Raw genomic sequence first — 14,618 nt, 5'->3', positions numbered from 1 at the left:
GCTGTGTGCCCTCAACGAAGATTGATGGTTGTGTTGACGCCATCATTCACGCTGTCATCGTCGAACCAGCGACTGGTGACGGTCTTGGTTTGAGTATAGAACTGCACCACTTGCTTGCCGTACGGGCCAAGATCGCCGAGTTTCGAGCCACGGGAACCCGTGAAGCTGAAGAACGGCACCGGCACCGGGATCGGGATATTGATACCGACCTGGCCCACATCGATTTCAGTCTGGAACTTGCGCGCTGCAGCGCCGCTTTGGGTAAACAGGCCGGTGCCGTTGCCAAACGGGTTGGCGTTGACCAGTGCAATGGCCTGGTCGAGGGTATCGACCTCAATCACCACCAGCACCGGGCCGAAAATTTCCTGGGTATAGATTTGCATATCGGTGGTGACGCCTGAAAACAGGGTCGGACCGATAAAGTTGCCTTGTTCGAAACCCGGGACCTTGATGTTGCGGCCATCCAGTTCCAGCACTGCGCCTTCTTTGATGCCGCTTTCGATCAACCCCAGTACCCGCTCTTTAGCACGCCTGGAGATCACCGGACCTACATCCGTACCCGCCTCGCTGCCGGCGTTGACCTTGAGTTTTTGCGCCAGCGCCTTGAGGTCCGGCAGCCATTTTTTCGCCGCCCCCACCAGTACCACCACCGAGGTAGCCATACAGCGTTGCCCGGCTGCGCCAAAACCGGCACCGACCAGCGCGTTGAGGGTTTGCTCGCGGTTGGCATCGGCCAACACCACGGCGTGGTTTTTCGCGCCCATCATCGATTGCACGCGCTTGCCGTGACGGCCCGCCAGGTCATAAACGTGGGTACCGACGGCGGTTGAGCCAACGAACGAAACCGCTTTGATATCGGTGTGGGTGCACAGCGCATCCACCACATCCTTGCCGCCATGCACGACGTTGAGCACGCCTGGCGGGACCCCGGCTTCCAGCGCCAGCTCGACCAGCATCAAGGTCGAGAGCGGGTCTTGTTCGGACGGTTTGAGAACGAAGGTGTTACCGCAGGCGATGGCCATCGGGAACATCCATAGCGGAATCATGGCAGGGAAATTGAACGGTGTGATCCCGGCGCAGACCCCGATAGGTTGGCGCAAGGTGTAGGTATCCACCCCGCCCGCAACGTTTTCAGCGAATTCACCCATCTGCAAGGTGCCGATGGAGCAAGCATGCTCGACCACTTCCAGGCCGCGGAAAATATCGCCCTCGGCGTCGGCAATGGTTTTACCCTGTTCGGCACTGAGCACAGTGGCGATGCGCTTGGAGTGCTCGCGAATCAGCGCCTGCAGCTTGAGCATGATGCGCATGCGCGCGCCAATGGGCGTCAGCTTCCAGGTCTGGAAAGCGCGCTGGGCGGCAGCGATGGCGGCGTTGACTTCAGCGGCAGTGGCAAACGGTACTTTGGCCAGCACTTGCTGAGTGGCGGGGTTGATGATGTCGTGCCACTCGGTGGTCTGCGACTCGACCCATTCGCCATCGATCAGCAGGCGGGCGTTTTGGTACGGGGTGGTAGAAACGTTCATGGAAGTCTCCGGCATTATTATTTTAAGTAGGGCTGTCCAGATTGGTCGCAGGACTGTTTTTGGAGTATAGGTGTGCGTTCTTCTAATAAGAACGCACATAAAAGCCGATCAAACATGCAAAAAAACATCACATCGTTAAGCGCATTGAACTGGGACGACCTGAAGTTTTTTCTCGAGGTGGCCCGTACCCGTAAAGCCAGCACTGCGGCCAAACGGCTGGCGGTGGACTACACCACCGTATCGCGACGCATCAGTTCGCTGGAGGCTGCCCTCGGCACACTGCTGTTTGAAAAATCACGCACCAACGGCTTCACCCTGACCAACGAGGGCCAGCGCTTGCTGGGCTATGCCGAGGCCATCGAAAGTACCCTGCATATGGCCTGCGAGCAGGTGTCGGGTTCGGGGGTGGCGTTGTCCGGGCATGTGCGCATGGGTTGCACGGAGGGGTTCGGGAGCTTTTTTATCACCCCTCAGCTCAGCCATTTTGTCGACGCCTACCCGGCCATTTCAGTGGATATCCTGCCCCTGCCGCACTTCATCAGCTTGTCCAAGCGCGAGGCGGATATCGTGATCGCGCTGGAGCGTCCGGAACACGGGCCCTATGTGTGCTGCAAGCTATGCGACTACCGCTTGCAGCTGTATGCCACCCAGGAGTATCTGGACCAGCACCCGCCTATCAACCGGGCGGCGGATTTGGCCGAGCACACTTTTATTAGCTATGTGGACGATCTGGCGTTCAGTTCGGAGCTGCTGTACCTGGCCAACGTGCTGCCTGGCGCCAGCGCCAACCTGCGCAGCACCAGCGTGATTGCGCAATTCGTGGCAGCGCAGCAGGGCCGCTCGCTGGCGATTTTGCCGTGCTTTCTGGCCGCCCAGGACCCGCGTTTGCTGCCGGTATTGCCGGGCGAGGTCACCCTGACACGGCAGTTCTGGATGTACTGCCGCGAAGATCTGAGGAAGTTGAAACGCATCACCCTGCTATGGGATTACATCCGCGAAGTGACGGAACTGAATGCGCCGCTGTTGCTGGGCGAGACCCGGGGCATGAGGTTTGTGGACTGACCACACCGCCCCGTAGCAGCTGCCGAAGGAACGAGGCTGCTGCTACGGACCCGGCTTATCAGTCGGCAATCACCACAATCGACACACGGCGGTTTTCCGTACGCCCGGCCCGGGTGTTGTTGCTGGCTACCGGCTCGCGACTACCCAACCCACGGACCTGGATATTCTCAGGGCGCATGCCAACTTTGGTCAGGGCCTTGACCACGCTGTTGGCGCGGCGTACCGACAGTTGCTCGTTGTAGGACTCCTTGCCCGAAGAGTCGGTGTGACCATCCACCCGCACCCGCTGGATATCGGCACCCAGCAAGGCCGTGCCGATACGCTCAACGATTTCCTGGCTCTGTGGGTTAAGCACTTCAAGGTCGCTGCCAAACAGCACTTTGCCCGAAAGACCAAATGCCCAGCCCTCTTCGGTCAACTCAAAGCCCTGTTCCTTGAGGACCGCAATCTGCGCCGGGGTCAGACCCTTTGGCGGGGGAGTCTGGCAACCGGTCAACGACAACGTGGCCAACAACAAGGCAACGCTGAAAAACTGCAGATAACGCTGGGTCAATGCACGCATTTTTGAGTTAGCTCCTGATATTTACGGTGTTTGCGGGGTGCTCCGACTCCGCTACATGTTGCCCGCCTCGGGCGAGGCGCTTGGCCTGGTACATCGCCGAGTCCGCTGCACAGAGCAGTTCCTGGGCGCTTGCACCATGTTCGGGGTAGACGGCAATGCCGATACTCAGCGATGTCACGACGCTCACCTGCCCCGGCAGTTCGATGGCCTCAAGCATGCTGGCAATGATCTTCTCGGCAATGCGCTGGGCATCTTCTATTTTGTGCAGCGGAGTCAGCAAGATCGCAAATTCGTCACCGCCCAGGCGCGCCACTACGTCGTCTTCACGCAGTTGCGCACGAATGCGCGTTGCTACCGCTACCAGCACCGCATCACCGGCGGCATGGCCGTAGGCATCATTGATACCCTTGAAGCGGTCACTGTCGAGAAACAGCACCGCAGCCTTGTCCCGCGTTTTATTGAGCGAGCGCAGAGTGCGCGTCAACCGGGCTTCAAAGTAGGCGCGGTTAGGCAGGTTGGTGAGCGAATCGTGGCTGGCCTGATGAGCCAGGGCCTCATTTTCGTTTTGCAGATGGCTTTGCCATGACTCCAGCTCGTCGAGCAGGGCATTGAAGTCGTTGCCCAGACTATCGAGCTCGGCAATATGCGCGGGCGGTACGCGACGATCGAACGCACGTTCACGACGGGCAGCGTGGGCCACTTGCGCCAGCTGCTGCAAAGGCCCGGTAATGCCATCCAGCAGCCGGCGCGACAGGTACAGCGCACTCCAGGCACTGAGCGCGGTACACACCAGCACGCCAAGCAAGCCGCTAAGCAAAAAACGCAGCATATTGGCGCCATGCCCGCGCAGAACGACCCGGCCAACCTCCTGGCCCTGATGCAAAATCGGCATGCTGATCGGCTGCTGCAGCAAGCCATCGGCCAACAGCATTTCGACCCTGGACAGCAGATCGGTTTGCGGACGCTGCCATTGCGCGAGCAGTTCACCCTCGGCGGTATACACCTGAGCCTCGGCGACCGCTTCGGTGGAAGCAATCAAGGCCAGGGCCTCGGTTGCTGCCCCGGGGTCGTCAAACACCACGGCCGCTTCCACGGTGTAGTTGATGGAGCGGGCAATCAGGTGCAGGTTGTGATCGGCATAGACCTTGAGCGCCAGCACGCCCAGCAGGGTCATGGAGGCGCTGGCCAGTGTCACCGCAACCAGTGCCACGCCAAGATGCCCACGGCGCAACACCGAACGCAGCCGGCGACGTCGTTGCGGCGCATTCAACCCGCTCATGGCTGCGCCGCCCGACGGCGTGACAGTTGCAACACACTGGGGTGAATACGTACACCGCTGCGGGCGACGGAGTCGAGGTTGACCTCGAACGACACTTGCTCATCACGCACATGCAGGCAAAACAGGCTGCCCACGGTGCATTGGTCACCGTCTTCGCTGATGCTCAGCACCGCCTTGGTGTTGAGGCTGCTAAACAGGCGACTGCGCTCGTCGGCGCTCAGCTTGCCCAGGTATACCGCGTTGCAACTGCTGGCGATGCCGGGGTCACTCGCCAGCACGCGACGCACCTGCACCGGTCGGCCAGTAGACTGGGTCGCGCCCTTAAGCAGGTCATCGGTGTATTCGGTGGGGCCGATCACGCACAACTGCAGTTGTGCCGGCTCTGTGGGCCAGCGCGCATAACTGAGGATGCCCAGCACAACCTGGGTCACGGCCTTGGCGCGCTGATCCGCCAGGTTGATGGGCGTTTGAGCCTGAACCAGACAAGGAGTGCTCAGCAGTAACAGGCAAAAGGAAATCAGCCGTAGCCGCCATCCAAAGTGCTGTTCTGTCGATGAGACAGCCACATCCATGCGGGATTTCTCTGAGATCTTTATGGGAATAGTGTCGTAACGATAGCACGACAACCGTATTAACTGTGATACAGGTCACATTGGACGCGCCATTTCTTGTGGGAGCGGGCTTGCTCGCGATGGCATCACCCAAGTTTGCCAGCTCCCACAAAAAAGTACCCCGATCAGGATCAAGACTTCGGCTATCCCAGCCCCAGCATCAACCCGCTCAGGCGCTTGACCTTGCGCTGTACGGCCTCCTCAAAAACTCCCGCTCGCGGCTCTATCAGACTGAACCAGTGCTTGGCCCGGGTGATACCGGTATAGATCAGCTCTTTCGTCAACACCGGGTTGAGCGCTTCGGGCAGCACCAACGCCGTATGGGAAAACTCCGAGCCCTGGGATTTATGTACGGTCATGGCATAGACCGTCTCGACATCATTGAGCCGGCTTGGCAGTACAAAACGGATGCCGCCCTGCCCGTCGTTACGCGCGAAAGCCACCCGCAATACATGACGCCGGGCCTGACCATCACCCTCGGGAAGTGTGAGGGCGATGCCAATATCGCCGTTCATCAGGCCCAGTCCGTAATCATTGCGGGTCATCAGCACCGGGCGGCCTTCGTACCAATGCCGGTCGCCATCAATCAGCTTGCGGGCAAACAGGGCGCCGGTGATACGCTCATTCAGGCCCTCCACGCCCCACGGTCCCTTGCGCACGGCGCAGAGCACCTGAAAGGCCTCGAACGCCTGCAGCACGTTACCCGCCCATACCGCCCAACACGGGTCTTCAAGACCGCTCTCGGTGTCTGGTCGCTGATCGCGCAAAACCTCCAGGTAGTGCCGATAGCCTTTAGCCTCTGCCCCCCGCCCTTCCAGCGCCAGACGTTCAAATGCGCGGTCCTGCTCACCCTTCAGGGGCAACGCAAAGAGGTCGGCATGGCTGCCTGCCGCCAGCAAGGCTCGCGCTTCGCGGGGCAGTTGCTGGTTAACCAGACGCGACAGCTGGCCAATACCGCTGCCCTCACCAAAGCGCCGCGAGTGGCGCAGCATCACTACCTGCTGCGCCAGCGGGTGCGTACTGTCCAGGTCTTGCTGCAAACCACTGGCACTGAGATTTTCGCCGCTAACCTGCTCCAGCCAGTTTCGGGTTTGCGGGGTATACCAGCCCGCTTCGGCGTCGCGGCACAAATCACCCAGCACGGCACCGGCTTCAACCGATGCCAACTGGTCCTTGTCACCCAGCAGCACCAGCCGCGCATGAGCAGGTAGGGCATCGAGCAAATTGGCCATCATTTCCAGATCGATCATCGACGCCTCATCAACCACCAGCACGTCCAGCGGCAGGCGATTGCCCGCATGATGGCGAAAATGCCGCGTACCGGGGCGGCTGCCGAGCAGGCGATGAACAGTGGTCACGTCGCTGGGGATTTTTTGCCGGACCTTGTCGTCCACTTCCAGGGATTTGACTTGCAGGCTGATCGACTCTGTCAGGCGCGCAGCCGCCTTGCCGGTCGGTGCCGCCAGGCGAATGCGCAAAGGCGTGCCCGCCTCTACCGCCGGTGCTTGCAACAACGCCAGCAAACGCACCACGGTGGTGGTCTTACCGGTGCCGGGGCCACCAGTGACAATGCTGAAAGCTCCCCGCGTGGCCAGGGCGCAGGCCAGTTTTTGCCAGTCAATCGGCGCATCCTGTGCAGGTCTGCCAAACAAACCGTCAAGGCGCGTAGGCAAATCCGCCGGTGTCGCTTCAGCCATCGCCAGACGTTGGCGCAAGGCACCGTCGATTCGACGTTCATAGGCCCAATAGCGACGCAAATACAGACGCCGCTCACTCAATACCAAGGGTCGGCTGGCCGCATCCGCAGACGACCAGCCCGTGTGTTCAACCAGCGGGCTGGCTTGCAGGGCCTTGCACCAGGCCTCGCCGTCCAGGGCCTCAAGCAGTTGCGAAGGCAGCAGCATGGCGCCGGTTTGCACATCACCTTCGGGGGGTAAAGAGAGTGCAAAATCCGGCTCTTTCAGGGTTTCAAACAAATCCAGGCACACATGACCGTGGCCCAGTTGATGGCTGGTCAGGGCCGCCGCCAGCAACACCAGGGGGTCGCCCTGCGGATCGCGCTCATGCAGGAACGCGACGAAGGCCTTATCCAGAGCGCGCAACCAGCCGCGCTCGACCCAGCGTTCAAGTAACAACAGCAAATCCTCGGCCCGGCCCAGCGGTTGAAGCAGGGCCAGGCTTTCGGCCGTCAATGGCGTAGGCAACAGTTCGGCAAACGAACGACTCATAACAACACTCCCTGTTCCCACGCCGGTTCAGCTGTTTTCGGCAGCGGTTTGCCCTGGAACATCAGGTCCAGGCTTTCGATCAATAGTCTGGGCGGGCGGGTGAAAAACACGCCCTGTCCCTGGGCGCGGGTACCACGCAAAAACAGATACAGTGCGCCGCCCATATGCTGGTCGTAGTCATAGCCGGGCAATCGAGCCTTGAGCTGACGATGCAAAGCCAACAAATACAGGACATATTGCAGGTCGTAGCGGTTGTCCAGAATGGAGGCGGTCATCGCCTGCTCGGTGTAGGCCGAATCATCGGTACCCAGCCAGTTGGATTTGTAGTCCGCCACGTAATAACGCCCCTGGTGCTCGAAGGTCAGATCGATAAAGCCCTTGAACATGCCGTTGAGCAGGCTCGGCTCGGCCCCCGCCCGCGCGGCGCCACCGTGGGTATGCTGACGCACCAGTGTGTCCATCTGCACAACATCGACCTTGTGGCTGGCAAACCAGAATTCCATTTCAATCTGGTACTGGCTCAACTCACTCAAGACCACAGCGGGCTGACCATTATTCAGACGCAGCGGTTCATCTTGCAGATGCTGCAGCCAGTCACTCAAGGTTTCGATCCAGCCTTGCCAGCCACGCCGGTTGCAGCGCCGTGCTACAGCGTCCTTGATCGCTTCGGGGTCGGCCTTGAAGCCTTCGCTGCCCGCCCACTCAAGCAGGCCATGGAGAAAAGTCCCGGGATTTGGCCCACGGGGGAAGCGGTGAATATCACCCCCACTGAGCAACACTTCACGCGGTGCCTCAGGGTCGAGGCGCTCATCATCCGAGAGCTTTTGCGCCAAGGCACTTTCAGGTGCTTCGGCCGGGCTGAGGCTGTCACCAATGCGCAGTGCGCTATAGGAAGCGATCCACCAGTTTTCAGCGGCGCGGCGGCCCGGGATCAGCGGCTCAAGCAAGGTTGCCTGGTTGAGCGGTGGATAAAAATGCGCCGCGTCAGCAGCTGGAACGGGTTCGCACTGCAAGGCGTCGCAACCTTGCTGCACCTCGGCCAACCAGCTCTGCAAGCCCGCCGACTCGGCCAGCATGGCACCACCACCCAGCAAATAACCCAGGGCGCAGAGGTGCAAGACCGAGCGTTTGCTATTGCCGCGCTTGAGGTCGGCAACCCCCAGCCAACACGCATGCCGGGCACGGGTCAGGGCTACATACAGCAAGCGCAGGTCTTCGGCCAGACGCTCGTCATCGGCCTGGGCAATCAGCTCTGGCGTCGGTTTCAAACTGACCTGGGCGTTGCCCGCAGCATCGTGGAAGTGCAGCGGCAGACGACTGCCATCCACCGGTTTTGCTGAGCAGATAAACGGCAAAAACACCAACGGGTACTCCAGCCCCTTGGACTTGTGGATAGTCACCACCTTGACCAGTTGCTCGTCACTTTCCAGGCGCAGGATCTGCTCTTCACCCGCCTGGCCGGACAAGGCCAGGTGCTCGGCCAGATGACGGATAAGCGCCTGCTCACCGTCCAGCTCGGCTGCGGCTTGCTGCAACAATTCGGACAAGTGCAAGACGTTGGTCAGAACGCGCTCGCCATCGGGGCGGGCAATCAGGGCCTGGGGCAGTTCAAAGTCATGCAGCAGACGACGCAACATGGCGAGTACCCCTTGCTTGCGCCAGGTTTCGCGGTAACCGCGGAACTGCATAACACGTCTTTCCCAGGCCAGTTCGTCCTGGTTCAGACGCTCCAGCTCAACCAGCGGCAAGTCCAGGGTGATACAGGCCAATGCGGCACGCAGTGGGCGCTCGACGTCAGGCTCGGCGCAGGCCTTGAGCCAGGCCAGCACATCATGTGCTTCCTGCGCGGCGTACACCGAATCCTTATCCGACAGGTAAACGCTTCGCACACCACGGCTCGATAATTCTCTCCGCACGGCCTGAGCTTCCTTACCGTCACGCACGAGAATCGCGATGTCGGCAGGTAATACGCCACGCAGTGCTTCGCCGTCCTTGATAAAACCGCAGCGCCCTTGCTGGCCACCATTAAGCAGCTCGACAATCTGGCTGGCACAGGCGGCCGCCAGATACTGACGATACACAGCACCCGACAGCGGTTGCTCGGAGGGCAATTGCCAGAGCGTCAGGGCGCTGACAGGCTGGCCATCAAGCTGCAGGACTTCCTTACGCCCTTGGGATTTAACCGAAACAAAGGGCACGGGGTTTTCTGAACCCTCGCGGAACAAAAATGCCCCACGTCCGCTATCGCGTAGCTCGGCCCGCTCAAAGACATGATTGACGGCCTTGACCATGGCGTGACTGGAGCGGAAGTTGGTATCCAGCGTGTGCAAGCGCCCTGCAGTCGCCTGACGTGCGCGCAAGTAGGTGTAGATATCCGCCCCGCGAAAGGCATAGATAGCCTGTTTCGGGTCGCCAATCAAAAACAGCCCGGTGTCTGGGCAATTGTCTTCAATCCGGTAGATGGTCTCGAAGATACGGTACTGCACGGGGTCGGTGTCCTGGAACTCATCGATCAGCGCCACGGGGAACTGTTCACGAATCAGGGTCGCCAGGCGATCACCGCCATCGGCCTGCAATGCCGAGTCCAGGCGCAGTAGCATATCGTCGAAACCCATTTCGGCACGGCGGCGTTTTTCTTCTTCAAAACGCACACTCACCCAGTGCGCCGCATGCTGCAGCACGGCGGCGTCCGGGCTCGGCAAGGCATCGAGCGCGGCCTTGAGGCCGGGCATGGCATCCAGGCCCGGATGCTGCGGGGCAACGCCTTTCCAGGCTTCGGCCATACCGTCGGGAGTCAGACGCGTGAAGCCGGTACCCAGATCAAGCTGTTCCTGATCTTCGTCAGCCGCCCAGGCGCTGAGCTTTTCAAACCAGGGTTCAAAATAACGGGCCTGCATTTTACGACCGTCGACCGTTTTGCTGGCCACGCCCTGCAGGCAGATCTCACGCAGCTCTTGAGCCCATTGCAACCAGGGGGCTTTAAGCTGCACCAATGCCTGGCGGCGCTCCAGCAAGCAGGCTTCGATCATTTGTGCAGGCGTTTGTTCAGCATTGGCTGGCTGGCGCGAGCTACCAAACAACGCTCGCACGCGCGGCATCAAGGCGGCGGGGCCGCTCCAGTTGGCACGCACCCAGTTCAGCGCGTCGCCGTGCATGGGGTAGCAAAACAGCCGCCAGTAATCGCGCAGCACTTCGCCCAGCAAGTCGCTGTGATCGGTTTCCAGGGTCTGGGTAAACAGGCTGCCGCTATCGAAAGCGTGCTCGCGCAACATGCGCTGGCACCAACCGTGAATGGTCGAGACCGCAGCCTCGTCCATCCATTGGGCGGCGATATCCAGACGCCCGGCGCAAGCAGCCCACTGTTCGGGAGCAAACTGGTCACGCAGTTCTTCGACCAAGGCATCCGGCGCGTCGATCTCGCCACGAAAATAGCGTGCGGCTTCTGCCAGGCGGGTACGGATGCGGTCGCGCAGTTCTTTGGTGGCAGCATCAGTAAAGGTCACCACGAGAATTTGCGGTGGTAATAGCTCACGGCCAAAACCCGATTCTACGCCGCCATGCCCCAAAATCAGGCGCAGGTAGAGTGCCGAGATCGTGAAGGTTTTACCGGTGCCTGCACTGGCCTCGATCAATTGGCTACCGCGCAGGGGAAATGCCAGGGCCAGCGGTAATGTTTGCTCGCTCATTAGCGGGATGCCTCGCTGTTTAATGAGCGCCAGGGCGCATCAAAAAGGGGTCGATAGAGGGCATCGCACCACTCTTCGAATTCGTCGCCAGCCATCAAGGCCGCATAGTCAGGAAACTGCCGGGCCAGGGCGGCGCTTTCACGGCGCTCGCCGTCACTGGTTTGGCCATCACCCTCATAGGCTTTTTGCGCCGCCGCATCGGCCTTGGCCGGATCTGTCTGGGCCAGCCAGGCAAAAGCAGTTTTTACCGCGACAGGCAGCGGGTGGCTCATCCCGACTTTCCAGGCAGTGAGCAAGTTGCCAAGAATCTCCCGGGCCTGCTTGGTGTCCAGAGGTTCGAGCAGCAAGGTGTCATCACTGGCCACCAGGGCGGTCGTCATCTGCAGGCCACAGGCGCAGGCTGCCAGATGGTTCACCCATGGCCGGGTCAAACGGTGCCATTTCCGGGTTTTGATCGCACCAATGCTATTAGGAATAGTGGTTACAGACAGTAAGCCCTTGTCGCTACGCTGGTGCAGATTGCCGAGCCAGCCTTCCAGCGTCAGACCTTGATCCTCAAAACTGACAGGCAACGCGCTGTTTAGCGGTGTAGGCCAAAGAGCCAGCAGTTGCTGATAGCGCTGTAGTACATCTGGTAATGGCTCGATTAGTTCGTGTTGCAGGCACTCTCCAAACCCGGCCATGGGCAGCAAACCGCTGCCTTGCAGGCGCTGGGCACGGGTATGCAAGGCGCTTTCCAGTTGATCCGGCTGCGCCAGTGCAGCTTCAAGCAGGCTGTCGCTCAAGGTGTAGCGCTGCAATGCGTCGAGTACGAAAGGTTCTTCATCGGCCAAAGGTACTTCCGCTGCCTCAAAGAATACTTTCAGGCGCTGACTAAAGAAGTGGCGCACTGGGTTTCGCAAAAAATCCTGTAACTGCGTCAGGTTCAGTGGTTCTTCCTGGATATGCGCGCCAAGCGTGCCGGGGCCAACGGGCTCCAGTTGTGGCGCATGCAAGCGCTGCCATTCACGCGCATAGCTGAACAGGTTAGGGTTGCCTTCATGAAAGTAACGAGTGCTAAAGGGTTGCAGTGGGTGCTCTTGGGTCATGGCCTCAAGCAGGTCGCCGCCCCCTTGCAGATGCCAACCACTGGCAAGGTGGTCACGCAGCTGGCCAATCAGGACACAGGCCGGACGCTCGCTGTTGTCGCGAATACTGCGCCCTACCCAGCTGATATAAAGCTGATCACGAGCCGAAAGCAGCGCTTCAAGAAGCAGGTAACGGTCATCTTCGCGGCGCGAACGATCGCCCGGGCGGTAATCGCTGCCCATCAGATCGAAGTCCAGCGGCGGCTGGGCTCGCGGGTAGTCGCCGTCGTTCATGCCCAGCAGGCATACCAGCTTGAAGGGGATGGCCCGCATCGGCATCAGGGTGCAGAAGTTGACCGCCCCGGCCAGGAAACGTTGTGACAACTTGCCCTGGTCAAGCCCGGTAAGCCAGGCCTCGCGTACTACGGTCAGCGGTAACTCATCCTGCAGACCAACCAGTTCACAGGTTTCGAGCCAGGTTTCGCGCAGCTCTTCAAGCTGGGCCAACAGGTAGTCGTCGTGCTCTGTTTCGGCCTGGAAAAACAGCTGCACCAAAGCCTGCAGGCGCTCGCCCCAGAGCTGCGGCAATGCCGGTTGCGAGAGCTCCTGATGAGCGATTTCCAACGCATCGAGCAAAGCTACCAGCGGGCCGATCAGTACGGCATCCAGCCCCCCGATCTCATCGTAGGGCTCAATACCGTCGCAGGCCTCACCACTGCCTACGGCATATCCGAGCAACATGCGGCGCAAACCAAAACGCCAACTGTTTTGCTCCAGTTGCTCGGGCAAACCAAGACCGGCACGCTGCTGCGCATTCAACCCCCAGCGAATGCCAGCGCCTTCAATCCAGCGATGCAAGGTTGGCAAGTCGCGCTCTTGCAACTTGAAGCGGGCGCGCAGTGATGGCACGTCGAGCAAATCCAGGATTTCACTGACGGGGAAACGGCTGTCAGGCAATTTAAGCAGGTGTTCGAGAGCGATCAGCAATGGATCACGACCACGCTGCCCCTGGTCGGCCAGGGTGTAGGGAATAAAGCGCCGATCATCACGTTCGATTTGCCCAAAAACAGCACGGATATGCGGCGCGTAACTGTCCACATCCGGCACCATCACAATCACATCACGTGGCTGCAACTGAGGGTTCTCGCTGAAACGTGCGAGCAACTGGTCGTGCAGGATCTCGACTTCACGTTGCGCACTATGCGCAACATGGAAGCGTATTGAGCGATCCTGTGCCAGATCGATGGCGGGCCATAGCTCCCGGGTTTCGTTGAGCGGGCGCAGCTCAAGAATATCGTCCTGCAACTGGTTGAGCAGGTTAAGCGGTTCAACTTCGCTGAACAGGTCGATACGGCCATCGCGAAAAGCTGCGCGATAACTGTTGGGCTCGTCGTAGCTGTCGAGCAGGTTGATATAGTCACGGCCTTGTTTACCCCATGCTGCGAGTAAGGGGTGGGCGTGCTGGTGCAAGGTATCCAGATCAAGGGCAGTAGGCATTCCGCTTTTGCGGGCCTGACGTTTGTACTGATGACGCAGCAGATCTTTATCGGCAACGATGTCAGACCAATGATGGCGGCAAGGGTTGTGCACACACAACAATACCTGGCTGAAGCGGGCGAGCCCGGCCAGGGCTTCAAGTGCCTGAGCAGGCAGTGACGAGATGCCAAAAACGATCACCCGCGCGGGCAAGCCGGGCGGGGCTTGCTCGAGGCTGTTGATCTTGTCCATAAAACGCTGATGAACGCCGGCACGGCTCTGTGACATGCCCTCTTCACCTACATCGAGCAGAAGCGCACGCCACAACTCGGCCTGCCAGCAGTTAGCCGGGCTCAGGGCCGGGCTTTCGCCCCGGGCGTTACGCAATTGATGGCGACCTGCGGCCCAGTCCTCCAGCCAGTCGGCGCGATACACCTGATATTGGTCGAACAGGTCGGCAAGACGCTCAGACAGCTGATAGCGCTTGCGCAGATCGGTGTCGTGAGTCAGGAAGCGCTGCAGGGGTTCGAAGTGCGGCTGATCGATAAGGGCAGGCAGCAGGCGCATCAGACGCCAGGTCAGCGGGGCTTTATCGAGCAATGACTTGGCGGGGATTTCTTCACTGCCCAGTACCAGCCGATAGAGCTGCCACAAAAAACTGCCGGGCAACTGCACGTCCACGGCTGCAGCAATACCGCAGCCGCCGAGGTCGTCGTCGCGGGCATCTTCGGCAAGAGCCAGCTTTAACCATTGGGCGATGCCGTTACTCTGCACCAGAGCAATTTCGTTCTCCAGAGGAGCCAGCGGGTAAAGGCGCATCCAGCTGACAACCAGGCTGCGTAACTCATCGAGGCGGTTGCCATGAACCACCATAAAACCCGCATTGAGAGGCGTAGCAACCGACATGACGGCATCCTTAGGAGAAAGCGAAATCCAAAGGCGAACCTTAACATTGCTCGGCAATGGAGGCTTGAAGCTGCGGCTGTTTTTCTGCCCACAAAAACAAACCCCCTGTCTGCGTGAGCAGACAGGGGGTTTGGAATTTAATCTTGACGATGACCTACTCTCACATGGGGAAACCCCACACTACCATCGGCGATGCATCGTTTCACTACTGAGTT

Annotated in this window: 9 protein-coding genes; 2 read left to right on the top strand and 7 right to left on the bottom strand. The window is 59.9% G+C overall.

Going from position 1 to position 14,618, the window contains the following annotated elements:
• Positions 1 to 11 precede the first annotated feature (11 nt).
• The gene (locus tag HBN79_RS19015; protein ID WP_095002465.1) at positions 12 to 1,526 is read right to left on the bottom strand and encodes a CoA-acylating methylmalonate-semialdehyde dehydrogenase; all 1,515 of its coding nucleotides are present in this window, start codon (positions 1,524 to 1,526) and stop codon (positions 12 to 14) included.
• A 114-nt stretch (positions 1,527 to 1,640) separates the two neighbouring features.
• Between HBN79_RS19015 and HBN79_RS19010 the strand changes: the two genes are divergently transcribed.
• The gene (locus tag HBN79_RS19010; protein WP_095002464.1) at positions 1,641 to 2,588 is read left to right on the top strand and encodes a LysR family transcriptional regulator; all 948 of its coding nucleotides are present in this window, start codon (positions 1,641 to 1,643) and stop codon (positions 2,586 to 2,588) included.
• Positions 2,589 to 2,646: 58 nt separating this feature from the next.
• Here HBN79_RS19010 and HBN79_RS19005 read toward each other — a convergent pair whose 3' ends face one another.
• From HBN79_RS19005 to recC, 6 genes are all read right to left on the bottom strand, one after another.
• Positions 2,647 to 3,150, bottom strand: coding sequence for an OmpA family protein (locus HBN79_RS19005; protein WP_095002463.1), 504 nt, complete (start codon positions 3,148 to 3,150; stop codon positions 2,647 to 2,649).
• Positions 3,151 to 3,157: 7 nt separating this feature from the next.
• A complete protein-coding gene (locus HBN79_RS19000; protein WP_095002462.1) occupies positions 3,158 to 4,429 on the bottom strand; it encodes a diguanylate cyclase in 1,272 nt (423 codons plus the stop codon).
• Complete coding sequence (locus tag HBN79_RS18995; protein WP_095002461.1) at positions 4,426 to 5,001, bottom strand: YfiR family protein; 576 nt, start codon at positions 4,999 to 5,001, stop codon at positions 4,426 to 4,428. Before HBN79_RS18995 ends, HBN79_RS19000 begins: the two co-directional genes overlap by 4 nt.
• 182 nt (positions 5,002 to 5,183) lie before the next feature.
• Positions 5,184 to 7,268: an exodeoxyribonuclease V subunit alpha gene (recD, locus tag HBN79_RS18990; RefSeq protein WP_095018712.1), complete on the bottom strand. Its 2,085-nt coding sequence runs from the start codon at positions 7,266 to 7,268 to the stop codon at positions 5,184 to 5,186.
• Positions 7,265 to 10,954 (bottom strand): exodeoxyribonuclease V subunit beta, encoded by a 3,690-nt coding sequence (gene recB, locus HBN79_RS18985; protein ID WP_169917031.1) that lies wholly within the window; start codon positions 10,952 to 10,954, stop codon positions 7,265 to 7,267. Before recB ends, recD begins: the two co-directional genes overlap by 4 nt.
• Positions 10,954 to 14,403 carry an exodeoxyribonuclease V subunit gamma gene (recC, locus tag HBN79_RS18980; RefSeq protein WP_169917030.1) on the bottom strand — a complete coding sequence of 1,150 codons (3,450 nt, stop codon included), beginning with the start codon at positions 14,401 to 14,403 and terminating at the stop codon, positions 10,954 to 10,956. Before recC ends, recB begins: the two co-directional genes overlap by 1 nt.
• Here recC and HBN79_RS23895 point away from each other — a divergent pair.
• Positions 14,402 to 14,618 (top strand): hypothetical protein (locus tag HBN79_RS23895; protein WP_222931195.1); only part of this gene is annotated, 217 nt, incomplete at its 3' end. The two genes, recC and HBN79_RS23895, sit on opposite strands and share 2 nt — an antisense overlap.

The sequence above is a fragment of the Pseudomonas sp. WS 5051 genome (genome assembly GCF_012985715.1).
GTDB classification, from domain to species: Bacteria; Pseudomonadota; Gammaproteobacteria; order Pseudomonadales; family Pseudomonadaceae; genus Aquipseudomonas; species Aquipseudomonas bubulae.
This window is presented reverse-complemented; position numbering and strand designations above follow the sequence as displayed.

What these genes read in the sequence shown, in the direction of transcription:
- recC (WP_169917030.1), bottom strand. Translation starts at nt 14,403, where the DNA reads ATGTCGGTTGCTACGCCTCTCAATGCGGGTTTTATGGTGGTTCATGGC.
- HBN79_RS19000 (WP_095002462.1), bottom strand. Translation starts at nt 4,429, where the DNA reads ATGAGCGGGTTGAATGCGCCGCAACGACGTCGCCGGCTGCGTTCGGTG.
- recB (WP_169917031.1), bottom strand. Translation starts at nt 10,954, where the DNA reads ATGAGCGAGCAAACATTACCGCTGGCCCTGGCATTTCCCCTGCGCGGT.
- recD (WP_095018712.1), bottom strand. Translation starts at nt 7,268, where the DNA reads ATGAGTCGTTCGTTTGCCGAACTGTTGCCTACGCCATTGACGGCCGAA.
- HBN79_RS19010 (WP_095002464.1), top strand. Translation starts at nt 1,641, where the DNA reads ATGCAAAAAAACATCACATCGTTAAGCGCATTGAACTGGGACGACCTG.
- HBN79_RS19005 (WP_095002463.1), bottom strand. Translation starts at nt 3,150, where the DNA reads ATGCGTGCATTGACCCAGCGTTATCTGCAGTTTTTCAGCGTTGCCTTG.
- HBN79_RS18995 (WP_095002461.1), bottom strand. Translation starts at nt 5,001, where the DNA reads ATGGATGTGGCTGTCTCATCGACAGAACAGCACTTTGGATGGCGGCTA.
- HBN79_RS19015 (WP_095002465.1), bottom strand. Translation starts at nt 1,526, where the DNA reads ATGAACGTTTCTACCACCCCGTACCAAAACGCCCGCCTGCTGATCGAT.